Annotated in this window: 15 protein-coding genes; 7 read left to right on the top strand and 8 right to left on the bottom strand. The window is 71.1% G+C overall.

All coding sequences use genetic code 11. The features are described 5' to 3' along the window. The first annotated feature begins 86 nt into the window (after window positions 1–86). On the top strand, window positions 87–467 hold the full coding sequence (locus tag NV348_RS22210; protein ID WP_447148617.1) for a hypothetical protein: 381 nt from the start codon (window positions 87–89) through the stop codon (window positions 465–467). A gap of 179 nt (window positions 468–646) precedes the next feature. On the opposite strand, the gene NV348_RS22205 is transcribed toward NV348_RS22210, so the two are convergent. Continuing rightward, entirely contained in the window at window positions 647–1,198 is a 552-nt protein-coding gene (locus NV348_RS22205; RefSeq protein WP_447148616.1) for a DUF8020 domain-containing protein, read from the bottom strand. Between the two features lie 74 nt (window positions 1,199–1,272). Between NV348_RS22205 and NV348_RS22200 the strand changes: the two genes are divergently transcribed. Further along, the gene (locus NV348_RS22200) at window positions 1,273–2,169 is read left to right on the top strand and encodes a hypothetical protein (RefSeq protein ID WP_447148615.1); all 897 of its coding nucleotides are present in this window, start codon (window positions 1,273–1,275) and stop codon (window positions 2,167–2,169) included. A gap of 60 nt (window positions 2,170–2,229) precedes the next feature. Here the strand turns inward: NV348_RS22200 and NV348_RS22195 are convergent, their stop codons facing one another. Genes NV348_RS22195 through NV348_RS22185 form a run of 3 tightly spaced genes read right to left on the bottom strand, consistent with a single transcriptional unit; the run spans window position 2,230 to window position 5,089 of the window. Next, entirely contained in the window at window positions 2,230–3,651 is a 1,422-nt protein-coding gene (locus tag NV348_RS22195; RefSeq protein ID WP_447151119.1) for an NAD(P)(+) transhydrogenase (Re/Si-specific) subunit beta, read from the bottom strand. A 17-nt stretch (window positions 3,652–3,668) separates the two neighbouring features. Beyond that, window positions 3,669–3,971 (bottom strand): NAD(P) transhydrogenase subunit alpha part 2, encoded by a 303-nt coding sequence (locus tag NV348_RS22190; protein WP_019045334.1) that lies wholly within the window; start codon window positions 3,969–3,971, stop codon window positions 3,669–3,671. Then, window positions 3,971–5,089: a Re/Si-specific NAD(P)(+) transhydrogenase subunit alpha gene (locus NV348_RS22185; RefSeq protein ID WP_447148614.1), complete on the bottom strand. Its 1,119-nt coding sequence runs from the start codon at window positions 5,087–5,089 to the stop codon at window positions 3,971–3,973. Before NV348_RS22185 ends, NV348_RS22190 begins: the two co-directional genes overlap by 1 nt. A 407-nt stretch (window positions 5,090–5,496) precedes the next feature. Here NV348_RS22185 and NV348_RS22180 point away from each other — a divergent pair, with 407 nt between their 5' ends. Genes NV348_RS22180 through NV348_RS22170 form a run of 3 tightly spaced genes read left to right on the top strand, consistent with a single transcriptional unit; the run spans window position 5,497 to window position 7,453 of the window. Then, the gene (locus NV348_RS22180; RefSeq protein ID WP_447148613.1) at window positions 5,497–5,940 is read left to right on the top strand and encodes an HIT family protein; all 444 of its coding nucleotides are present in this window, start codon (window positions 5,497–5,499) and stop codon (window positions 5,938–5,940) included. Beyond that, window positions 5,937–6,779 (top strand): maleylpyruvate isomerase family mycothiol-dependent enzyme, encoded by an 843-nt coding sequence (locus NV348_RS22175; RefSeq protein ID WP_447148612.1) that lies wholly within the window; start codon window positions 5,937–5,939, stop codon window positions 6,777–6,779. Before NV348_RS22180 ends, NV348_RS22175 begins: the two co-directional genes overlap by 4 nt. After that, entirely contained in the window at window positions 6,779–7,453 is a 675-nt protein-coding gene (locus NV348_RS22170; RefSeq protein ID WP_447148611.1) for a Type 1 glutamine amidotransferase-like domain-containing protein, read from the top strand. Before NV348_RS22175 ends, NV348_RS22170 begins: the two co-directional genes overlap by 1 nt. On the opposite strand, the gene NV348_RS22165 is transcribed toward NV348_RS22170, so the two are convergent. Together NV348_RS22165 and NV348_RS22160 are read right to left on the bottom strand one after the other, a co-directional pair. Beyond that, complete coding sequence (locus NV348_RS22165) at window positions 7,424–7,897, bottom strand: GtrA family protein (protein ID WP_447151118.1); 474 nt, start codon at window positions 7,895–7,897, stop codon at window positions 7,424–7,426. The two genes, NV348_RS22170 and NV348_RS22165, sit on opposite strands and share 30 nt — an antisense overlap. Window positions 7,898–7,993: 96 nt before the next feature. After that, window positions 7,994–8,326, bottom strand: a complete 333-nt coding sequence (locus tag NV348_RS22160) for a hypothetical protein (RefSeq protein WP_447148610.1) — start codon at window positions 8,324–8,326, stop codon at window positions 7,994–7,996. A 368-nt stretch (window positions 8,327–8,694) separates the two neighbouring features. On the opposite strand from NV348_RS22160, the gene NV348_RS22155 reads away from it, so the two are divergent. Together NV348_RS22155 and NV348_RS22150 are read left to right on the top strand one after the other, a co-directional pair. Then, window positions 8,695–10,026, top strand: a complete 1,332-nt coding sequence (locus NV348_RS22155) for an FAD-binding oxidoreductase (RefSeq protein WP_447148609.1) — start codon at window positions 8,695–8,697, stop codon at window positions 10,024–10,026. A 37-nt stretch (window positions 10,027–10,063) separates the two neighbouring features. Next, complete coding sequence (locus NV348_RS22150) at window positions 10,064–10,348, top strand: GNAT family N-acetyltransferase (RefSeq protein ID WP_447148608.1); 285 nt, start codon at window positions 10,064–10,066, stop codon at window positions 10,346–10,348. On the opposite strand, the gene NV348_RS22145 is transcribed toward NV348_RS22150, so the two are convergent. Both NV348_RS22145 and NV348_RS22140 read right to left on the bottom strand, forming a co-directional pair. Beyond that, a complete protein-coding gene (locus tag NV348_RS22145; RefSeq protein ID WP_447148607.1) occupies window positions 10,345–23,589 on the bottom strand; it encodes a non-ribosomal peptide synthetase in 13,245 nt (4,414 codons plus the stop codon). The two genes, NV348_RS22150 and NV348_RS22145, sit on opposite strands and share 4 nt — an antisense overlap. Continuing rightward, a complete protein-coding gene (locus NV348_RS22140; RefSeq protein WP_447148606.1) occupies window positions 23,586–24,302 on the bottom strand; it encodes a DUF6875 domain-containing protein in 717 nt (238 codons plus the stop codon). The genes NV348_RS22145 and NV348_RS22140 overlap by 4 nt, the downstream gene beginning before the upstream one ends. Between the last annotated feature and the right edge of the window lie 18 nt (window positions 24,303–24,320).

The following is a 24,320-nucleotide window of genomic DNA, read 5'->3' as shown; positions in this document are numbered from 1 at the left end:
CCACTGCGGCGGATACGCCACACAGCACCAACACGGTGTATCTAGTCGTGGCCCCCGAGTTACCGTGCAGCCGCGAACCAGCGAACTTGATCTTCGACGCCCAGCCAGGCTCGGACTTGACATCCATCCTCGAACAGTTCGAGGGCTTGCGCCATATCCTGTTGCGGCACTGGGACGTTGGACGAAACGATGCCACACAGAACAGGGTGCCGGACAACATTGAACCGGAGGTGGCCGCAGGCGAGTTGGACGCGGCGTTGGATCAGCTGGATCCAAGTACCACTCCAGCCCGCGATGCCAAGCACTTTCGCGGCATAATCGCAGCACGGAAGAAAGTTGCCGAGGCGGAAGCGGAACTGCGGGCCGCGGTCAAAGCCGCTCGGGATGCCGGGGATTCCTGGACCGTGATCGGCGCAGCGCTTGACACCTCGCGGCAGGCCGCGTTCCAGCGGTTCGGCAAGGACTGACGACAACCCACCGACCCGCTTTCGGCCATGCCGAGACGACCGCGTAACCATGCGCCGATACCCGCCTGGGCCGCGGCGGTGTCCAACGCCCGGAGGGCACAACAAATCCCGCCCGATCGGGATCGGGCGGGATTCGTCAGCTCGTCGAGTTGTCCCCTCCACGAGTGTTCTGGGGCGACCTACTTGGCCGGTGCCGGGTTGTTCGGCATCGGGGAGTTGATCGTGGTGAAGTACTGGACCGCGGCCATGATCGCGACGGGGGCGGTGATGAAGATCTGGCCGGCGAGGGTGCCCAGGGCGCCGATGGCCATGATGCCGGCGATGCAGCCGACGGCGGCGGCGGGGATGAACGGGCCGAACATGCCGACGATGGTGGCCGAGGCGATGGTGGCGCCCGCGATACCGCCGAGCACGCAGCCGATCGCGCCGCCACCGAGGCCGCCGACGAGGGTGGCGACGCTGGCGCCCAGGGAGATGGTGCTGCCCAGACGACTCCAGGCGGCCTGCTCACGGTCGTACTCGCTCTTCCACGGCGCCTTGTCCTCGTACGGCAGCGCGACCGGCTTGTAGGTGGCGTGCGCGAGGTCGAACTGCGGGGTCAGAGTGGCGGTGCGGCCGGAGATCTCGGCGGCGATCGGGAACACGAATTCGTCGACACGGAAGGCCAGTTCGCTGCCCGCGACGGTGGTGCCGTCGGCCGCCTTGATCTTGAACACACCATCCTCGACCACTTGCTTAGGCTAACCTCTCTTCGAGACAGCGTTCGCAGCGAAAGAGAACCCCTGATGAAGAGTCCGCGTGGTGCGTGGTGTTCGTGATCAAGCTCGACGGCGGCCGCGACATTCCACAGCTGAAGCAGGATCCGGCGCTGGCCATGCTGCCTGCCTTCCAGCGGGGCCAGGTCTACGAGCTGCCCGCGGCCGGCAAGCGGCCGGACTACCGGCAGGCCATGGCGACCCTCGACATCGTCGGAGTGGAGCCGTTCGTCACCGAGCGGGCGGCGTTGCTCGAGGAAGGCAACCGCCTTACTGCCGTATACAAGGAGCTGGGGGCGACCGAGGAAGGGTGGGCCGCCTTCGACGGGGCCAGTGCGCTGCACGACCGCTACCGCGAGCTGCTACCCGACATCGTGGTCTCGCGGTGCCCGTTCAGCAATCAGCTGGTGCATTGGCCGCTCGACATCGTCGACGTCGACGGCTGGTTCTGGTTCGCGTTCAACCCGATTCGCCGGTTGGACCCGGTGCCGCACACCTGGTTGTTGATGGCCGGTGCGATGCGGCTCGACGGTGCGCCCGCACCAGCGCCGTTCGATCGCCGCGTAGGTCCCGACGTGCCCTACGTGTACCCCGAGGTCCTCGATCATCCCGACATGCGGGCCGTGATCACCCAGGTGCGGGTCGGCCCGCACACCGGTTGGCCGATCACTTACCACTGCTCCGTCTACCGGCCGCGCGGCATCGCGCTCGAACCGGTCTGGGGCAGTGACAATTACGATGTCAGCCAGGCCCCGGGCAGGTACGCCGCCTGGGACGACAACTGGCACTCGAACCGCCGCGACTTCGACCTGAAACCCTGGCTCGACAGCGGCAAACTCCAGTGGATCGCCCCCGGCGACGACACCGCGACCCTGCGCACCGGCTCCGCCGACTGCCCCTATCTGGATCTCCCAGGCACCCGCAAGTACAACCGGCCGTTCTGGTAAGCAACGCACGGGGCCCTTGCCGTTCGTGATGAACGGCAAGGGCCCCGTGGTGCGTGCGACTTACAGCGCCTTGAGTTCCTCGGTGACCGCACCGACGGACTTCTTGGCGTCGCCGAACAGCATGGAGGTGTGGTCGGCGTAGAACAGCGGGTTGTCGATACCGGCGAAGCCGGAGTTCATCGAGCGCTTGAGCACGATGACGCTCTTGGCCTGGTCGACGTTGAGGACCGGCATGCCGTAGATCGGGCTGGACTTGTCCTCGCGGGCGGCCGGGTTGGTGACGTCGTTGGCGCCGATCACCAGGACCACATCGGTACGGCCGAATTCGCCGTTGATGTCGTCCATTTCCTTCATCGCGTCGTAGGAGACCTCGGCCTCGGCCAGCAGCACGTTCATGTGACCGGGCATACGACCGGCGACCGGGTGGATCGCGTACTTGACCTCGACACCCTTGCCCTCGAGCAGCGAGGCCATCTCCTTGACCGCGTGCTGGGCCTGCGCGACGGCCATACCGTAGCCGGGCACCACGATGACCTGGTTGGCATACGCCATCTGGATCGCGGCATCGGCGGCCGAGGTGGCCTTGGCCTGCTTGGACTCGCCACCGGCGCCGCCACCGGCCGCACCGCCGCCGCCACCGAAGCCACCGGCGACGATGGCCGGGATGGAGCGGTTCATGGCCTTGGCCATGAGGTTGGTGAGGATGGTGCCGGACGCGCCGACGATCATGCCCGCGACGATCATCGCGGTGTTGTTCAGCGCCAGACCCGCGGCCGCGGCCGACAGACCCGTCAGCGCGTTGAGCAGCGAGATGACGACCGGCATGTCCGCGCCGCCGATCGGCAGCACGACCATCAGGCCGAGCACACCGGCCAGCACCAGCAGGCCGATCATCCACAGCTGCGAGACGCCACCGTTGTCGGCGCCGAGGCCGATCACCACGGCGCACACGATCGCGCCGACGAGCAGGAGCAGGTTCAGCGGCTGCTGCAGGCGGCCGACGCTGATCGGCTTGCCGGACAGGAGCTCCTGCAACTTGGCGAAGGCGATGATCGAGCCCCAGAAGGAGACCGAACCGATCACCGCGGCGAACAGCGACCCGATGATGATGTGGATGGTCGGCTCGTCGTGCAGCGCCGAGAAGCCCGAGCTGTCGATGAACTCGGCCCACGCGATGAGCGCGACGGTGCCACCACCGACACCGTTGAACGCGGCGACCAGCTGCGGCATCTCGGTCATCTTGGTGCGCACGGCGGGCGGAACACCCAGCGCCACACCGACGACCAGGCCCGCGCCGATCAGGATCCAGTTGATCAGGTCCGCGTGGCGCACCGAGATCAGCGTGGCGATCACCGCGATGGCCATGCCGACCGCGGCGATCTGGTTGCCGCGCACCGCGGTCTTCGGGCCGGTCAGGCCCATCAGGCCGTAGATGAACATGGAGAAGGCCACGATATAGAGGCCGTTGACCAGGTAGGTCATGTTGTCGACTGCGTGCATCACTCGGCCGCCTTCTTCTTACCCTTGAACATGCCGAGCATGCGGTCGGTGACCACGAAGCCACCGATGACGTTCAGCGTTCCGAACACCACGGCGACGAACAGGATGATCTGGACCAGCAGGGACGGGTCCTTCACATTGCCCAGCGTCACCAGCGCGCCGAGCACGACGATGCCGTGGATGGCGTTGGTGCCCGACATCAGCGGGGTGTGCAGGGTGTTGGGGACCTTGGAGATGACCGCGAATCCGACGAACCCGGACAGGACCAGGATCGCGATATTGGCGAGAAGTTCGGTGTACATCAGGCTTCCACCTCACGGGTGACGCAGGAGTCCGCGAGCACCTGATCGTCGAAATCGGGCGCGAGCTTGCCGTCGACCAGCATCAGTTCCAGCAGCGCGGCGATGTTCTTGGAGTACAGCTCGCTGGCGTGCTCGGGCATGGTGGCGGGCAGGTTCAGCGGCGAGGCGATGGTCACCTCGTGCTTGACGACGATCTCGCCGGGCTCGGTGAGCTCGCAGTTGCCGCCGGTCTCCCCGGCCAGGTCGACGATCACACTGCCGGGCTTCATGCCCTCCACGGCGGCGGCGGTGACCAGGCGCGGCGCGGGACGACCCGGCACCAGCGCGGTGGTGATGACCACGTCGAAACTCTTGATGGCGTCTTCGAGGGCCTGCTGCTGCTGAGCCTTCTCGTCCTCGGTGAGTTCGCGGGCGTAGCCGCCCTCACCGGCGGCGTCGATGCCCAGGTCGAGCCACTGGGCGCCGACCGAGCGCACCTGATCGGCGACCTCGGGACGCACGTCGTAACCGGTGGTGCGGCCGCCGAGGCGCTTGGCCGTGGCCAGCGCCTGCAGACCGGCGACACCGACACCGAGCACCAGCACGGTGGCCGGCTTCACGGTGCCCGCGGCGGTGGTCAGCATCGGGAAGAAGCGGGTGGACTCCGAGGCGGCGAGCAGCACGGCCTTGTATCCGGCGACGTTGGCCTGCGAGGACAGCGCGTCCATCACCTGCGCGCGCGAGATACGCGGAATCGCCTCGACCGCGAACGCCTGCACACCGGCGGAGCGCAGCGCACCGATCTGGTTCTCGGCGTTGCGGGGCGCGAGGAACCCGATCAGGGTCTGCCCGGACGACAGCTTGGCCACCTCGGCATCGCTGGGCGGTGCCACCTTGACGACGACGTCGGCCGACCACGGATCACCGATGGTCGCGCCCGCCTCGACAAAGGCTTCGTCGGGGATGAGGGCGCCGAGGCCGGCACCGGCTTCCACGACCACCTCGACACCCTGCTTGGACAGGGCGGGGATGATCTTGGGCACCAATGCGACCCGCCGCTCACCCGCGCCGGACTCGCGAACGACTCCGACACGCGCGCCGCGCGGCGAACCCTCGCCCACGTTTTGCGTTGTCTCCACTAGTCAGACTTCCTTCTCGTGCTGGCTTCGAGCCGGGGAACAACGGGTCAGCCGACGTTACTAGCCAGTAGGTTCGGCTGAAATCCTCGCTACTGTACTCGGCTCGCGGTGAGCCTAGCCGAGATGCCCGTCACATCGGCGGGCTGGACCATCCACTGGGAAATCGGACAGAGCCGACCCGTTTCGCCAAGTTGACGACCTTTCCGCGCGACGGCCGCGACCCCGCGGCGGTGTTCACATTCGTCGCCGCAGGTAGGGCCGGACAAGAGCGCACATCGAAGTGGGCTACTTACTTCCACGTCCGAATACTGGTCAGACGACCGGTTACTCGGCATACGTGACGCGCGTCATGTCGGTGCGTGGTTCGGACTGTTGCGCGACCCGCGCCACACCGTAGGGTCGTCGCTGTGAACGACTGCGTCTTCTGTCGGATCGTGGCGGGTGCCGCACCGGCGACCAAGGTCTACGAGGACGACGCGGTGTGCGCGTTCCTCGACATCAGGCCGATCACTCGCGGGCACACCCTGGTCGTTCCCAAGCGGCACGCCACCGAGCTCGACGATCTCCATCCCGACCTCGGCGCGACGCTCTTCCGTACCGGGCACCGGCTCGCGCGCGCCCTGCGCCGCAGCGGCCTGAGCAGCGACGGCGCCAATCTCATCCTCAACGACGGCATCGCGGCCTTCCAGACCGTCGGCCACGTGCACCTGCACGTGGTGCCGCGCAGACACGGTGACAAGCTCAGCTTCGCCAAGGGCTTCCTGCTGCGCCGTCCCCACGAACCGAACTCGACCGCGGCCGCGATCCGCGCCGGCCTCACCGCCCTCGACGCTGAAGGAGCACAGGGATGACCGACGGCACGCCCGATCGCGAGCAGTTGACCGACCTGCTCGCCCAGCAGTGGGAGGCCATCGGGATCCTGGTGGCCGACCTCGACGAGAAAGCGTGGCGCAAGCCGTCCCTGCTGCCCGGCTGGACGCTGTTCGACGTGGTCGCGCATGTGATCGGCACCGAGTCGTGGCTGCTCGGCGAGACCCCGCCGCCGCACGACCCACTGCGTCCCAAGACCGACGTGCGGACCCTGCCGCACGTGCGCAACGAGGTCGCCGTGCTCAACGAGATCTGGGTCGACCGACTGCGCCCGCTCTCCGGTAAGCGCCTGCTCGCACTGTTCGACGAGGTCACCGATCGGCGGCGGGCGGCGCTGGTCGCGATGGACGAGCAGGCCTGGCAGACGCCGACGGTGTCGCCGGTCGGCCAGGTGCCCTACGGGCGGTTCATGCGGGTGCGCCTGTTCGACTGCTGGATGCACGAACTCGACCTCGCCGACGGCATCGGCCGCACCGTGTCCGAGGGCGGCGCGCGCGCCGAGACCGCCTTCACCGAACTCACCATCGGGCTGGGCCGCGCGGTGGTGAAGGGCGCCAAGGCTCCCGACGGCGCGCGCCTGACCGTCGACCTGACCGGGCCGGTCACCCGGCAGATCCACCTCGCGGTGGTCGACGGCCGCGGCGCGGTGCTCGACGCCGCCGACGCCGAGCCGAACGCCGTGATCAGCATGGACTCCGGGCTCTTCGCGCGGTTGCGGGGTGGGCGGACCACCGCCGACGCGCACCGCGACGAGGTCACCGTCACCGGCGACCAGGCCCTCGGCGAGCGCCTCGTGCAGAACCTGGCCTTCACCATCTGATGCGGCTGTTCCTGGCGTCCTACCGGTTCGGCGCCTTCGCCGACCGGCTCGCCGGGCTCGTCGGCGCGCCGGGCGGCCGGGTCGCGGTGATTCCCAACGCCTGTGACGCGTGGCCCGCCGCGTGGTCGTCGGCGGTGGCCAGTGACCTGACACCGCTGCGGCAGCACGGGTATTCGCCGGAGGTCCTCGACCTGCGCGACTACGTCGGCAAGCCGGGCGAGCTGGAGCGGCGGCTGCGCGCGTTCGCCATGGTGTGGGTGCGCGGCGGGAACACCTTCGTGCTGCGGGCCCAATTCGCCCGCAGTGGAGCCGATTCCGTCCTACCCGCCCTGCTCGCCGAGAACGCGCTGGTCTACGCGGGCTACAGCGCGGGCGCCTGTCTGCTCGCCCCCGATCTGCACGGTCTCGAGACGATGGACGACCCGGCCGAAGTGCGTCCGGCTACCGGTGTCGAATCACGGTGGGACGGACTGGGTGTGGTGGATCGCCCGCTCGTCGTCCACCTCGACTCCCCCACCGACCCGGACGGCGAGTCCGCGAAGCTGCTGGCCCGCTACCGCGCCGACGGCACCCCGCACTGGGCCCTCACCGACGACGACGTCGTCCTGGTCGACGGCGATCGCACCGAGGTGCTGCGCGGCCGTTCACCGATCGACGGCGACCGGATCCGCTGAGCGCTCGCGCCGGAACACGATCCAGCGCATCGCGGAGTACATGTACACGGCCTCGCAGGCCCCGGCGGCCAGCCGCGCGACGTGGTACTCCACGCCGAGCGCCACCAGCCCGGAGCCGACACCGAGAATGAAGGCCAGATAGTTCACCAGCACCACGACCACGTACACCACGGCCTGCCTGCCCATCGGCGCGTGCGAGTGGAAGTTGAAGGTGCGGTTGAGCAGGAAGGCCAGGCCGAACGCGGCGATATAGGCCAGCGTGATCGACACCGGCACCGGCAGCCCGAACCCGGTGTGCAGCAGCGTGAGCAGCAGCAGGTCGACACCGAAGGTGAAGCTGTTGATCAGGCCGAAGCCGAGCAGCGTCGCGGGGACGATCCGGTCCAGCCCGAACGGCAGGCGGGCGACGACGGCTTCGCACCAGCGGGTGAACCGGTCGGCCATCGAGTCGGTGACACCCGCGTGCTGCTCCACGCCGTCAGCCTGCCAGCGCGAGATGACGTCGAGATGAGCAATCGGCAAACGGGGGCGTGCGCCGCCTCAGTGCGGGACGGCGACGGCCACCGCGCGCGCAGCGGGCTCGACCGCCGGGCGGCCCAGGGCGGTCCAGGTGGCCAGGCAGCGGCGGCGGGTGAACGCGTCGGCCTCGGCGAGCAGCGCGTCGCGCAGCAGGCGCGGGTCGGCGGTCCATTCACCGGCGATCTCGGCCAGCGCGCGGACGCCGAACATGCCGGTCGCCTCCAGCGCGGACAGCCACTCCTCGTGCGCACCGTCGTGCACCCGGCGCATGGCATCGGGATCGATCCCGGCATCGGCGAACTCGGCGGCGAGCAGGGCGCCGACCAACTCGTTGCGGTCCTGCGGTTCCTTCATCTTCCGGCCCCTCCCGGCGAGTTACGGTGCGACGCGGCGCGTCGTGTGTGCGATGCGCGAGCGGGCGCACCGTAGAGCGGAATGCGAAACACGCCGGGTGCGCGGCGGCGAATCGCCGTCGGACACACCCGCTACGGGCATTGTGACGGGTTGGACGCCGTATACACCAACCGGGCGCGCCGGATCACAATCATGCGCGAATTCACTTGGTCGGCCGCACATCACCTCGGTCATGTGACCACCTCGCTCCGGTGGCGGCTTCCCGCTGTTCACGAGTCCGGCCCGAGTGCCGACGCGGGGTGGTCGCCGCGGGTTAGTTTGAGTGGGTGGACGAGAGCAGGGTTGACCTCGATGCGTTGATTTCCGCGGTGTCCGAGGGGGCTGTGGTCATCGATCCCGATCTGCTGGCGGGGTATCGGCAGGACTGGGCGCGCGATCCGGACGCGGGCACGCCGGTGGCGGTGGTGCGGGCACGCGACACCGCCGATGTGGCGGCCACGCTGCGATGGGCGCACACGGGGCGGGTGCCGGTGGTGCCGCGCGGAGCCGGGTCGGGGCTGTCCGGTGGGGCGACCGCGGTGGACGGCGGGATCGTGCTCAGCACCGAGCTGATGCGCGAGATCAGCGTCGACGCGGTCACCCGGACCGCCGTCGTCGGGCCCGGTCTGCTCAATGCCGAGGTGAAGCGGGCCGTCGCGGCGGAGGGCCTCTGGTACCCGCCCGACCCGTCCTCGTTCGAGATGTGCTCGATCGGCGGCAACGCGGCGACCAACGCGGGCGGGCTGTGCTGTGTGAAGTACGGCGTCACCACCGACTACGTGCTCGGCATGGAGGTGGTGCTGGCCGACGGCACGGCGGTGCGCCTCGGCGGGCCGCGATTGAAGGACTCGGCCGGGCTGTCGCTGACCAAGCTGTTCGTCGGCAGCGAGGGCACACTCGGCGTGATCACCGAGCTCACCCTGCGCCTGCTGCCCGCCCAGCCGCCGCAGGCGACCGTCGTGGCGAGTTTCGGCTCGCTCACCGCCGCCACCGACGCGATCCTGGCCATCACCTCGACCCTGCGCCCGGCGATGCTCGAGTTCATGGACACCGTCGCGATCAACGCCGTCGAGGACGAGATGCGGATGGGGCTGGACCGCACCGCCGCCGCCCTGCTGGTCGCCCGGTCCGACGCGCCGGGCGAGTTCGCCGCGCACGAAGCGCAGTTGATGGTGTCGCTGTGCGAGAAGGCCGGAGCGACAGAGGTTTTCGATACCAGCGACCCCGAGGAAGGCGAAGCCTTCACCGCCGCACGGCGATTCGCGATCCCGGCCGTGGAGCGGATCGGGCCGCTGCTGCTCGAGGACGTCGGCGTCCCGCTGCCCCGGCTGGGCGAGTTGATCACCGGGGTCGCCGCCATCGGGGAACGCAACGACGTGCTGGTGTCGGTCATCGCGCACGCCGGCGACGGCAACACCCACCCGCTGATCGTGCACGACCCCACCGACCCCGACAACACCGCCCGCGCGCACCGCGCCTTCGGCGAGATCATGGACCTCGCCATCGCGCTGGGCGGCACCATCACCGGCGAGCACGGGGTCGGCCGGTTGAAGAAAGCGTGGCTGCCGAATCAGGTCGGTCCCGACGTGATGGCGCTGACGCGGCGGATCAAGGACGCACTCGACCCGGCGGGCATTCTCAACCCCGGCGCGGTGCTCTAGCGGAACAACCCGTCCCGACCCCGGGTTAGCATCCGGTATGACCACCAGGCTCGAGCACAACGTCGCCGATACCCGCTACGAGATCTACCACGACGACGTCCTCGCGGGATACGCCGACTATGCCGAACGGGACGACCCCAAGGTCCGCGACTTCCACCACACCATGACCTTCCCGGAGTACCGGGGCCGCGGCGTGGCCGCCGACGTGGTGAAGTTCGGCCTCGACGATTCCCGCGCCAACGGCTACCAGGTCATCCCCACCTGCTGGTATGTGGAGAAGTACATCGCCGAGCACCGCGAATACGCGGACCTGGTCGCCTAGCGGCGCAGGTAGCCGGCCAGGATCGGGCCGATCACGGCGAGCGACTCGGGGGCGGTGAGGCGGTTGTGCTCGTGGCCCGTCTGGTTGTCGATGATCTCGCCGCTGACGTAGGGACGCCAGGTGTCGGCATTGGGCTGGTAGCCGGGCCGGGCGCTGGTGCTGCTGAAGAACAGCAGGTCGCCGTCGAACACGCCCGGCGCGTAGTCGGCGGCTTCGCGGACGATCTGCTGGTAGTCGGCGTAGAGCCGGCGCAGGTCGGCCGCGCTGATGGTGTCGAGGAGCCCTTCGGCCTGGTTGCCGGGGCCTGCGCCGGCGCGAAGCAGTTGGGCGGCCTGATCGTCGCCACCGAGCCGGGCCGGATCGAGCCCACCGAACTCGGCGAGCAGCGCCTCCATCGGCGGCATCTCCTCGGCGCTGGCCGGGTCGACGTCGGCCCGGCCGTCCAGGATGGTCAGCGCGTCGACCTGGGCGCCACGGCGCTGGAGTTCGACCGCGACCGCGTGCGCGATCGGACCGCCCGCGGAGTAGCCGAGCAGCCGGTACGGTCCGTCGGGCTGGGTCGCCTGGATCTCGTCGGCATAGTGCGCGACCCGCTCGCGCAGCGGCCGGTCGGGCTGCTCGGCCGCGATCCCCGGTGATTGCAGGCCGTAGACCGGGTAGCCGGGGTCGAGATGACCGGACAGACCCGCGTAGCACCAGGCGACGCCGATCGCCGGATGCACGCAGAACAGCGCCGGACCGTCGCCGCCGGAGCGCAGCGGCAGCAGCGTCCGCAGAGCCGGATCGACGGGGGCATCCCCGGACGCGGCGATCCGCTCGGCGAGCGCGCCCGGCGACGGGTCGCCGAACATCCACTGCACCGGCATCGGGAAGCCGAGCAGCTCGCGCACCTGCGCGACCAACCGGATGGCGACCATGGAGGTGCCGCCCAGCTCGAAGAAGTTGTCGTCCAAGCCGACTCGGTCGACATCGAGCACGGTCTCGAACGCGGTGACGACGGCGTGCTCGGTCGGCGTCACCGGCGGCCGGTACGGCAGGTCGGCGCGGTGCGCGGGCGCGGGCGCGAGCGCGTGCACGACGGTTCCGGGCGGCGCGGTGACGTCGAGCGCGCCGATCAGCAGGGCGGGGTCCGCGGTGACGGCGCCGAGCACGTCGACGAACCGGTGCGCCAGAGTCTGCGCGGTCGACTCCTCGAACAGGTCGCGGGCGAAGGTCAGGGTGCCCGACATACCCGCGGGCGCGCCGTCGGGGCCGAACTCCTCGGCCAGCATCCACTCGAGGTCGAACTTCGCGCCGACCGGCGGCATCTCGATCGGCCGGACGTGCAGATCGGGCAGGTCGAAGGTCTCCCGGTCGAAGTTCTGGAAAACCAGCAGCACCTGGAACAGCGGGTGGTGCGCGGTCGACCTGGTCGGGGCCAGCACCTCCACGAGCTGTTCGAAGGGGACGTCGGCATTGCTGAAGGCGTCAAGGTCGCCGTTCTTGGTCGCGGCGAGCAGCGTGTCGAAGGTGTCCTCGGAGCGCACCCGGCTGCGCAGGACCAGGGTGTTGACGAACATGCCGATGAGATCGTCGAGTTCACCCGCGCCACGGCCCGCGATGACCGAACCGATCGCCACCTCCTCGGTCCCGGCCAGCCGCGCCAGCAGGGCCGCCAGCGCCGCGTGCGCCACCATGAACACGCTGACGCCGTGCCAGCGCGCCAGCGCGCGCAGCCGGGTCTGGATCGCGGCGTCGATCTCGAATTCGACCAGTCCCGCCCGATGGGTGAGCACCGCCGGTCGTGGATGGTCGCTGGGCAGCGCCGAGACCTCGGGCAGTCCGGCGAGGCGGTCGCGCCAGTACGCCAGCTGCTGGTGCGCCACGCTGCCGGAATCGTCCGCGTCGCCGAGCAATTCGTGCTGCCACAGCGCGTAGTCCGGGTAGTGCAGCGGCAGCGGCGCCCACGCGGGGGCGGTGCCTGCGCGACGCGCCGCGTAGGCAATCGCTACGTCGCGAATCAGCGGTGCCAGCGACCAGCCGTCGGAGGCGATGTGGTGCATGGTGACCGCCAGGACCGACCGGTGCGCGGCGATCCGGAACAGGCCCACCCGCACCGGCACTTCGGTGGTGAGGTCGAAGCCCTGCGCGATCTCACCCGCCACCGCCGCCCGGATACCGTCCGGCTCGATCGTCGACACACGCACCGGCACTTGGGCCTCGGAGCGCACATCCTGGTACGGGTCACCGGCGGCGTCGACCGGGTACACGGTGCGCAGCGATTCGTGGCGGGCCAGGACGTCGGCGACCGCAGCGCGCAGCACCACCGGGTCGATCTCGCCATCCACCTCGACGGCGATCGGCACGTTCTGGGCGGGCGAGTCGGGATCGTAGCGGTTGAGGAACCACATCCGCCGCTGCGCGGCCGAGAGCGGAATCCGGTCGGGGCGCGGCCTCGGGCCCGGACGCGGGCCCGGCGGAAGCGCGTCGGCGCGGATGGCGGCGGCCAGCTCGGCGACGGTCGGCGCGTCGAAGACGGTGCGCACCGGAACGCGGGTATCGAGGGCCGCGCCGAGCCGGGCCGCGATCCTGGTCGCGATCAGCGAGTTGCCGCCGAGGGCGAAGAAATCGTCGTCCAGGCCGACCTTCGGCACGCCGAGCAGGTCGGCGAAGGTGTCGGCCACCGCCCGCTCGGCCGCGGTGACCGGGGCCCGGAACCGGCCGGATCCGAGGTCGGGAGCGGGCAGCGCGCGCCGGTCGAGTTTGCCGTTGGCGGTGCGCGGCAACGCGTCGAGGACGACGAAGGCCGACGGCACCATGTACGACGGAAGGCGCAGCGCCAGCGCCGCTTTCACCACGCCGACATCGAGCTGTCCCGGCTGTTCCGGTACCGGGTAGGCCACCAGCAGTTCGCCCACCGCGGGGTCGGTGTGCACGGTGACGGCGGCCTGGTGCACCGCCGGGTCCGCGGTGAGCGCCGATTCGATCTCGCCGAGTTCGATGCGCAGGCCGCGCAGTTTCACCTGCAGGTCACCGCGACCGCGATAGTCCAGCGCGCCCGCGCGGCGGCACACGAGATCGCCGGTGCGATACATCCGTTCGCCCGGCCTGCCGAACGGGTCGGCGACGAAACGGGCGGCGGTGAGATCGGCGCGACCCTGGTAGCCGCGGGCGAGCGCCGGTCCGGCCAGGTACAGCTCACCGGTGACGCCGTCGGGCACCGGGTGCAGGCGCTCGTCGAGGACCAGCGTGGCCAGGCCGGGAATGGCTGTGCCGATGGTGATCTCGCCGCCGGGCAGCAGCGGGCCCGCACCGGTCGCCCAGATGGTGGCCTCGGTCGGCCCGTAGTCGTTGAAGTGCACCCGCCCCGGCGCCGCCCACCGCCGCACCAGCTCCGGCGGACAGGGTTCGCCACCGGTGACGATCGCCCGCAGGTGCGCGTGGTCGGCGGTGTCCACCGAGCTCAGCGCCGAGGGGGTGAGCGCGATATGGGTGACGCGCTCCCTGGCGAGCAGCTCACCGAGCTCGGCCCCGCCGTACGCGGCCGGCCCGGCGACCACCAGCGCGGCACCCGCCCCCGCGGCCAGCAGCAGCTCCAGCACCGCGGCGTCGAAACCGGGTGAGGCCACGTGCAGTACGCGCGAGTTGCTGGTGATACTCATCCGCTCCCGCTGCGCGGCAACCAGATTCGCCAGCCCGGCATGGGTGACCACGACGCCCTTCGGCCTGCCGGTCGATCCGGAGGTGAAGATGATGTAGGCCGCGTGCGCAGGTCGCGGGGGTGCCAGGCGTTCGGCGGGGTCGATCGGTGCGGCCGACACGGTGTGGTCACGTGCGGCCTGGTCATCGAGAACCAGCCACCGCACACCGGGGATCGCGGAGCGCCCGTCGCCGGCAATATCGATCCACTGGCTGGTCGAAGTGGTGATGCCCAGGTGGGCACCGGAGTCGGTGATGATCTGGGCGATGCGGTCGGCGGGATAGGCGGGGTCGACCGGGACGAAGGGCGCGCCGGTTTTGGCCACGGCCCAGACGGCGACGACCGAGGCCGCGCTGCGGGGGACGGCGATGACCACCGGGTTCTCCGGGCCCGCACCGGAGCGGATCAGGGTGCGGGCCACGCGGTTCGAGCGGTCGTCCAGGTCGCGGTAGGTGAGGTGGGTCGGGCCGTCGATGATCGCGACACCGTCCGGGTTTCTGGTGACGGCGGCGGCGAGCAGGTCGGGGAAGACAGCGGGGGCGACGACGGCGGGCAGTGCGGCGCCGGGCAGGATCGTGCGCTCGCGGGCGTCGAGCAGGCCGATATCACCCACCGGCACTTCGGGATGCGCGACGACGGCGCGCAGGATGCGGAGCCAGCGGTCGGCGAAACGAGCGGCGGTCGAGGCGTCGAAGAGGTCGGTGGCGTAGCCGAGGCGCACGGCCAGCCCGTCGGCGCCGTCGTCGCCGACGGTGACGCTGAGATCGAAGCGCAGGCTCTGCTGGTCCAGGTCGAGCGCCTCGACGCTCAGGCCGGGCAGCGTGAACTCGGCGCGGCCCAGGTTCTGGAAGATCAGCATGGCCTGGATCAGCGGATGGCGGGCCGCCGAGCGAGTGGGTTCGAGCAGGTCGACGAGGTTCTCGAAGGGGACATCGGCGTGCGCGAAGGCATCGAGGTCGGTGCGGCGCACCCGGTCGAGCAGCTCGGTGAACGGCAGCGCGGCGGGCAGGTCGGTGCGCAGCACCACGGTATTGACGAACATACCGACCACATCGTCGAGTTCGGCCACCCCGCGCCCCGCGACGGGCGTGCCGACCGCGATATCGGTGGAGTCCCCGAGGCGGGCGAACAGCACGGCGAGCGCACTGTGCAGGACCATGAACAGCGAGCACTTGCGTTGCGCGGCAAGCTTTTCCAGGCTCGCGTGTAACTCCGGATCCACGGCGCGGGCGACGGTGCCCGCGCGCAGGGACGCGACCGGCGGCCGGGGCCGATCGGCGGGCAATTCCAGCCGGTCCGGGAGTCCCGCCAGGGCCTCGGTCCAGTACGCCAGCTGCCGGGCCGAGAGCGCCTCGGGATCGTCGACACTGCCGAGCCGATCTCGTTGCCACAGTGTGTAATCCGCGAACTGCACCGCGGGCGCCTGCCATGCGGGCGAGGTCCCGGCGGCGCGCGCGGTGTAGGCGATCATCACATCGCGCGCGAGGGGTCCCATCGAGTAGCCGTCCGCGCTGATGTGGTGCACCACCACGGCCAGCACGTGCTCCCGCGGTCCTACCCGGAACAACCGCAGCCGTACGGGGACCGCGGCGGCGACATCGAAACCCTCGGTGACGCAGTCGAGTACGGCGGCGGGTAGGCGGACGGTGTCGATATCGGTGACCTCGACCCGGTCGGCGAGTTCGTCCGGCGTCACGACCACCTGGTAGCCGACGCCGTCGTGGCCGGGATACACGGTGCGCAGCGACTCGTGCCGTTCCACCACGTCGAGCAGCGCCGCACGCAGCGCCGGGAGATCGAGTCGTCCGGTCAGCCGCAGGACCACCGGGATGTTGTAGGCACCGGAGGCCGGGTCGTACTGGTTGACGAACCACATCCGCCGCTGCGCGGGCGCGAGCGGGATCCGGTCGGGGCGCGGCCCCGCGCTCGGCCCGCCGAGCACTCCGGCGGGCAGCACGGCGTCACTGCCGAGCCGGGCCGCGAGCCCGTGCACGGTCGGGGCCTCGAAGAGCAGCCGCAGCGGCACCTGGACGCCCAGTTCCGCGCCGAGACGGGCGGCTGCCCGCGCCGCGGACAGCGAGTCGCCACCGAGAGCGAAGAAGTCGTCGTCGGCGCCGACCGACGGGTGATCGAGGACCGCGGCGTAGACCTGCGCGACCAGTCGCTCGGCACCGACCGGCGCGACGTACGGCGCGAGGGTGTGCTGGGGTTCGGGGAGCGCGCGCAGGTCGACCTTGCCGTTGCCGGTGACGGGGAGCGCGTCCAGGACGGTGACCGTCGCGGGCACCAGGTGCCGGGGCAGCCGCCGCACCAGGATCTCGCGCAGCCCCGTCGGGGTCAGCTCGGCCCCGGCGACCAACGCGACATACGACGCCAGCGTCTGGTCACCGGTCGGCCCGGGACGCGGGACGGTCACGGCGAGCGCGACGCCGGGCGCGGCGAGCAGCGCGGCGTCCACTTCGCCCGGCTCCACCCGGATTCCGTGCAACTTCACCTGGGAGTCGTTGCGGCCCACATAGTTCAGCCGGGTGGCCGAGGTCCGGCGGACCAGGTCGCCGGTGCGGTACATCCGCTCGCCGGGGGCACCGAACGGGTTGGCGACGAAGCGCTCCGCGGTGCGCGCGGCGGCGCGGGCATAGCCGCGGGCCAGACCGGGGCCGATCAGGTACAGCTCGCCGACCGCGCCCTGTGGCACCGGCCGCAGCCAGCTGTCGAGCACCGCCAGGCCGCAACCGGGGAGCGGGGTGCCGAGGTCGGCCGCGTCGTCCGGGGTCAGCGGCGCGCTCAGGGTCACCGCGACCGTCGACTCGGCGGGGCCGTAGGAGTTCAGCATCGTCCGGCCCGTGCCCAGGCGCGCGACCAGTTCGGGCGGGCAGGCCTCGCCGCCGGTCACGATCGTGCGGACCCCGGCGACGGCCGTGGTTGGCAGCGTGGTGAGGACGGCGGGCGTCGCGACCAGGTGGGTCACCCGGTGGTCGGTGATCACCCGGGCGAGGGCGTCGCCCGCGGTGGCCTCCGGCGCGGCGACGACGAGCGTGGCGCCGGCGTGACAGCAGGTCAGCCACACCAGGATCGAGGCATCGAAAGCTGAGTTCATGCACAGCAGGAAGCGGTCGCGCGGACCGGGACGCAGCCTGGCGGCGATGCCGTCGACGAGCCCGCTGAGTCCGGCATGGGTGACCGTGACGCCCTTGGGAGTTCCGGTCGAGCCGGAGGTGTAGATCAGATAGGCGGGGTGCCCGGCGTGTAGTGGTCGCACGCGGTCGGCGTCGGTCACCGGGTCGGCCGGGCGGGCAGTCAGCCGGGTGGCGGTGGACTCGTCGTCGAGCACCAGCCAGGACACCTCGTCCGGCAACGTATTCCGATGCGCGCCGAGGGTGATGCCGAGCCGGGCACCGCTGCCGTGGGCGACCGCGGCGATCCGGCCGGCCGGATGGTCGACGTCGACCGGCACGAACGCCGCACCCGACTTGGCGATCGCCCAGACCGCCACCAACCACTCCGGTGATCGAGGCAGCGCGACCAGCACAGTGCTCTCCGGCCCGGCGCCGGCGGCGATCAGTGTGCGCGCCAACCGATTCGACCGTTCATCGAGCGCGGTGTACCCGAGCTCGACCACCTCCCCCTCCGCGCCAGGCCAGAGCTCGGATCCGATGACAGCGGTCGCGCCCGCGGATACTCCGGCGGCCAACAGGTCCGGCAGCAGCTGGATCGGCCGTGGCCGGGTGCGGAGGACCTGGGCGCCCTCGATGCCGCGTACCGCGCAGACCGGGGTCGCCGGGTCGGCGAGCCTGGCGAGAATGTGGGCCAGGCGGTGTGCGAGCGCGGTGGCCTCGGTGTCGTCGAAGTACTCGTCGGAGCAGGTGAGCGTGAGGTACAGGTCACCCCGGTCGTGGGCGGCCAGGCACAGTGGGTAGTGGGTGCCGTCGCGGCCGTGGAAATCGGTGACGCGCAAACGCGCCCGCGCCGAGGCCGCGCGCAGGGCCTCGGCGTCCATCGGGTACGACTCGAAGACCATGCCGGTGTCGAACAGCGGGCCGAGCCCGACCGCGGACTGGATCTCGTCGAGTCCCACGATGTGCCGGTCGACGAGCGCGCCCTGCTCGCGCTGGACGCGGGCCAGCAGCGCGCCGACCGGCTCGTCGGGGATGAGTCCGATCCGCACGGGGATCGTGTTCACGAGCATGCCGACGATGCGATCGGACCCGGGGAGCTCGGGCGGGCGGCCGGACACGGTGGCACCGAAGACCACGTCGGTGTGGCCGGTCAGTTCCGCCAGCAGCAGCGCCCAAGCCGCCTGCACCACCGTGTTCGCGGTGATGCCCGCGGCGCGGTGCCGGGTCAGCGCGGCGGCGGTACCCGGTTCCAGCGGAACGTCGCGGCGCAGGTCGGCCGGTTCGGGACCGGGTGATCGTGGGGCGCGGGCGGCCGTGACGAGAGTCGGACCGGTGAGCCCGGTGAGCGCGTCCGACCACGCCGTGCGCGCCGCGGCCAGGTCCTGGCGGCCCAGCCACTCCAGGTAGCGCTGATACGGCACCGGCTCACTCAGCGGCACGGTGCCGTCGTAGAGCGCGAGCAGCTCGCCCAGCAGCAGCGGCATCGACCAGCCGTCGAGGACCAGGTGGTGATTGGTGACGATCAGGCGCACGTCGTCGGGCCCGCAGCGCAGGCAGAGAAAGCGCAGCAGCGGTGGCTGTTCGGGATCGAAGGGGCGGGCGAGTTCGGCCGCCGCGAGCGCCGCGCGGTCGGCCGGGTCGACGTCGAGCACCTGCCACGGCACGTCGACCTCGTCGAGCACCACCTGCACCGCCGCGTTCGCCGTGGTGACGAACGCGGTGCGCAGCGCGGCGTGCCGGTGCACGAGGGTCGTGGCGGCGGCCCGGAGCCGATCCAGATCCACGGGTCCGGCCAGCGCGAATTCCGACTGCACGATGTACTTGTCGGTGTGCCCGGCGGCCAGCCGGGTGTGGAACAGCAGACCCCGCTGCAACGGCGACAGCGGCACGACGTCGGCGATGCCGTCGTAGCGGCGCTGCCATCGGTCGAGGTCACCGCCGGTGACCTGCACCAGCGGAAGGTCCGACGGGGTCGGTCCGCCCGCGCCGGGCTCGGCGACGGCGCGCGCGATCGACTCCAGCGTCGACACCCAGCGCCGGGCGATCCGCTCCACCGCGTCGCGGGCGATGACATCGGACGGAAACCGCCACACCGCCTGTACCACAGGCCCTTCCGGACCATCCAGGGTCGCGGCGTCGACGGCGAGCACGGTCGACACCGGCAGCTCGCCACCACCGGCCCCACCGAGCTGATCCGCCACATCGACCGGTAGCCAAGGGATTCCGGAACCGGCACCGGTGATCTGACCGAGGTAGTCGAACCCGATCTGCGGGCTCCCCGCCGCACGCAGGCGGGCCGCGCTGTCCGGACGGAGGTGCCGCAGCAGCCCGAATCCGAAACCACCGCGCGGCACCGCGCGCAACTGCTCCTTGACGGCGGCCACCGCGGCCAGCGGCCCGGCATCGGCACCGAGGTCGAGTGCGATCGGGAACTGGCTGGTGAACCAGCCGACGGTGCGCGACAGGTCGGCCCCGGGCACGACGGTCTCGTCGCGGCCGTGCCGCTCCAGCATGAGCACCGCGGGACCCGCCTCGCCACGGTGCTCGCGCACCGCGGCGACCAGGGCGGCCAGCAGTGCCTCCTCCATGCCGCAGCGCAGCGCCGTCGGCAGGTGCTCGAGCAGGGGCGTGACGGTGGCGGCCGGGATCACGATCTCGATGTGGTCGAGTCCCGCGCCGACGTCGCGCACCGGGTCGAGGGCACGCTCGCCCAGGCGCGGTTCGGGGGTGTCGAGCACGGTGCACCAGTAGTCGAGCTGATCGGCCCATTCCGCGGCGTCGGCCGCGGTGTCGAGCGCGTGCGCCCAGGTCCGCACGGAGGTGCCGACCGGCGGCAACCGCACCGGGGCGCCCGCCTCGACCGCGGTCCACGCGGCGACCAGGTCGGCGATCAGGATGCGCCAGGACACCGCGTCGACGGCCAGATGGTGCACGGCCAGGACCAGCCGCCCACCGGGACCGCCCGGATCGAGCCAGACGGCGGCGAGCACGCGCCCCGCGGCGGGGTCGAGCCGATCCACCGCCGCCGCCGTGGCCGCCGCGATGTCGTCGGCCTCGAGCCGCGGGCAAGCGCGGTGGTCGACGAGGGTGGCCACGTCGATCGTCCGGGGCGAGGCGACCTCGAGCCGCGCACCGTCGTCGACCCGCACGCGCAGCATGTCGTGCTGGTCGACGACGGCTTGCAGCGTGCGCGCCAGCCGAGCGCGATCGATGTCCGCGGGCAGGGCCAGCACCATCGTCTGTGCGAACCGCTGCCAGCCGGGCTGCGTCAGCAGCCAGTCGACGATCGGCGTCCGGCGCACCGGACCCACACCGCCACCGGGCAATTCGCGCAGCACCGCGCGCTCCCCCGGCACCGCGACGACGGTGGCCAGCTCGGCCGGGGTCGGATGCTCGAACACATCACGCGCCGAGAAGACCAGATCGGCGGACCGGCCTCGCGACACCAGCTGGATCGAGAGGATCGAGTCACCGCCGAGGGCGAAGAACGAGGCCTGCGGGCCGACCTCGGGCACCCCGAGCACCTCGGCGAACAGCGTGCACAGCGCCCGCGCCGGCCCCGCCGCGGCGGGTGTCGACGGCGCCGCCGCCGGTTCGGGCAGCGCCTGCCGGTCGACCTTGCCGTTGCCGGTCAGCGGCAGCGACGTGAGCACCGTGACCGAGCTCGGCACCAGGTGTCCGGGCAGCCGATGCAGGCAGAACTCACGCAGCGCCGCGCCGTCGAGCTCACCCACCCCGTGCACCGGCACCACATACGACGCGAGCACGTCGCGCCCCGACGCTCCGGTGCGCACCACCGTCACCGCGAAGTCGACCCCGGGGCAGGTTGCCAGGACGGCGTCGATCTCGCCCGGCTCCACCCGCATGCCGCGCAGTTTCACCTGGAAATCGTTGCGGCCCAGGTAGTCCAGGACGAACGTGCCGTCGACGGCACGCCACCGGACCAGATCGCCGGAGCGGTACATGCGGGCGCCGGGCGCACCGAACGGGTCGGCGACCATCCGCTGGGCGGTCGCGGCCGGACGACCGGCGTAGCCCCGCGCCAGTCCCGGACCCGCGATGAACAGCTCGCCCGGCGTCCCGGCGGGCACCGGGCGCAGCAGATGATCGAGGACATACAGCGTGACACCCGGCACCGGCGACCCGATGCCCGTGTGCCGGTCGGTCGTCAGCGGCGCGGTGAACGTCGCCGCCACCGTCGTCTCCGAAGGCCCGTAGGAATTGATCAGGGCACGGCCGGCGCTGAACCGCGCCACCACCTCGGGTGGGCACGCCTCCCCACCGGTGGACACCGCGCGCACACCGTCGAGCGCGTCGGGCGGCAACGACGACAGCACGGCGGGCGTCGAGCACAGCTGCGTGATCGCCGAATCATGGATCGCGGCAGCCAGTTCGGCGCCCGCGGCCGCGTCGGTGATCACCAGGGTCGCGCCCGCGGTGACGGCGACCAGCAGCTCGAGCAGGGAAGCGTCGAAACTCGGGTTGAGACAGTGCAATACACGCGAGTCGCGGTCGGCGCCGTAGGCGTCGCGGACGGCGCAGGCCAGTCCGGCGATGCCCGCATGGGTGACCACGACACCTTTGGGGGTGCCGGTGGAGCCCGAGGTGAACACGATGTAGGCGGGGTTGTCGATCCGGGCGCGGGGCAACGGCTCGGTGCCGGTGTCCGCTTCGCCGAGTTCGTCGACAACGATCCAGGTCACCGTATCGGGCAGCTCCGCGCGCCGATCCGCGGTCGTGACGCCCAGCCTCGCACCGCATTCCGCCGCCATGCCAGCCAGGCGCGGCGCCGGGTTCTGCACGCCGACCGGCACATACGCCGCGCCCGATCGCACCACGCCCCAGAACGCCACCACCGACTCCACCGATCGAGGCAAGGCCACCAGGACGGCGACCTCCGGACCCGCGCCGACCGCGACGAGGTGACGAGCCAATCGATCCGAAAGCTGATTCAGCGCACCGTAATCCAGAGCACGGTCGCCGTCGACCACCGCCGTCGCCGCCGGACCCGCCGTCGCCATCCCCTCGTCGAGGACGTCCGCGAGCAGCCGGGGCGCGGGGGCGGGCGCACCGCGCAGTCCGGCGCGCAGCGGCCGCTCGCCGGGCAGGAAGTAGTCGAGCGCGCGCACCTCGGTCGCCGGATCGGCGTCGAGGATCGCGTCGAACAGCGCCAGGAACCGCTGATGGTGGCGGGCCAGGGTGTCCGCGTCGTAGAGATCGGGGTTGGCGGTGAAGTCCACGTGGACCGGACTGTTCGCGCCGTACTGATAGAAGTTGACGAAAAGGTCCTCGATCGGGCCGGAGGTCAGCACGTGCAGGCTCGTCTCGACATCGGTGATGTCGACCTCGGCCGGGAACAGCATGATGTTCACCACCGGTCCGACGAACCCGCGTCCGCCCTCGGCCTCCCCCTCGCCGTGCCGGATCTCCTCGTGCCGGAACCGCTGATGCCGCAGCGCACCCGACACCTCGACCCGGATGACGTCGACCAGCTCGGCGACGGTGCTGTCGGCGCGGACCGGCACCCGCAGCGGCACCACATTGGCGAGCATGCCGCCGGAGCGGCGCAGCACGGCGGTGGTGCGGCCGGACACCGGCAGACTCAGCACGACGTCCTCGGTGCCGGTGGCCTGCGCGTAATAGACGGCGAGCGCGGTCATCACGAGCCCGGCCGTACCGACGCCGTGGCGGGCGGCCGCCGCGTCCAGGCGCGTCTTCGCCGCGGGCGAGAGCTCCGCGCGGTGCTGACGGCCGAGGGCATGGGCGGGCGCGGGGGCGTCGACGAGACTGCACCGGCGCGGCATCTCCGCGATCCGCTGCTCCCAATATGCGGCGTCGGCGGTGCAGCGCGTGCTGTCGCGGTAGCGCAACTCCGCCTCGTGCACCGTGCGCAAGCCCGCCGCCACGCTCGGCGTGGGCGGCTGCCCGGCCACGGCCGCGTTGTAGAGCTCGGCGACGCGGTACAGCGCCGTCGCCGACGCGAACCCGTCGATGACGATGTGGTGGGCGCGCGAGTACCAGAGCACCCGCTGCGGTGCGATCCGGATCAGGGCCGACATGACCAGCCGGTCGCCGAGCAGATCTATCGGCGCCGCGACATCGGCGCGCATCCACCGGATCGCCTCGGCCTCGGGATCGGCGGCGTCGGTGAAGTCCAGGACGGTGATCGTCAGGTCGATCCGCCGGTCGACGATCTGGTGCGGCCCGTCGGCGGTGTCGACGAGCCGGAGCAGCCCGGACTCGAACTCCCGGCTCACCTGCCGGGACACCGCGATGAGCAGGTCGACGTCGAGGGGCCCGCGCAGGTCGAGGTACTGCGCCTCGTAGAGCGGCACCGCCGGGTCGAGCTGCTGGGCGTACCACATGCCCAGCTGGGCGGGCGAGAGCGGAAACTCCTCGACCGCTGCCGGGTCGGTCGCCGGCGCGGTGGACAGCTCGCGGGTCATCGTGTGGCGCTCCCCGCCCCGACCCCGTGCAGCTCCTCGTCGTGGTACGCGGGGACCTCGGTGCTCGCGTTCGCGATGAGCCGGTCCACCACGACCCGTCGCACATGTGCGGGCAGGCCGGGCGCGAACTTCTTGACGTAGGCCGACATCCACTCCGGCCGCGCGAGCAGGAACGGGAAATCGGTGGCCATCATGGTGCGCACCACCAGCATCGGGATCGGCGCGTCGAGCGGGTGGTAGTTCCGGTTCCACAGGCCCGGCTGGGTGCACCCGGGGTAGAACTGCCCGAGCATGAGACCGCGTTCGACGAATTCCGATTTGAGCTGGTCGTGCAGGTCGTCGATGAGGGTGTATTCGGGCAGCTCGGGCAGCGCCGTCACCAGGCAGCGCAACACGGTGGCCCCGCCGGTGGCCGGCGGCAGCTTCGGGAACAGTTCCAGCGCGTCCGAGAGCACCAGCCGCACGTACGCGGGCCATGGTTGCGCGCCGGCCACCCGGCCGACCCAGATGAGGTCGCGTCGCATCGCCGGGCCGACATACGGGCAGACCGGGCCGTCCCGGCCGATCTCCGCCAGCGGCTGAGTCAGATATTCGCGCGCCCACCCGCGAATCCCGTCCAACGTGGCCTGCGTGAAACGCGAGCTCTCCGTGGTGGAAGTCGACAGGGGGAACCAGCTCATTCCCGAGCGGGATCCGAAAATTACTTCGGTCATATTCCACCTCGCCACATC

The sequence above is a fragment of the Nocardia fodinahabitans genome (assembly GCF_052983615.1).
The sequence above is the reverse complement of the archived record's forward strand: the minus strand, read 5'-3'. Positions and strand labels throughout refer to the sequence as shown.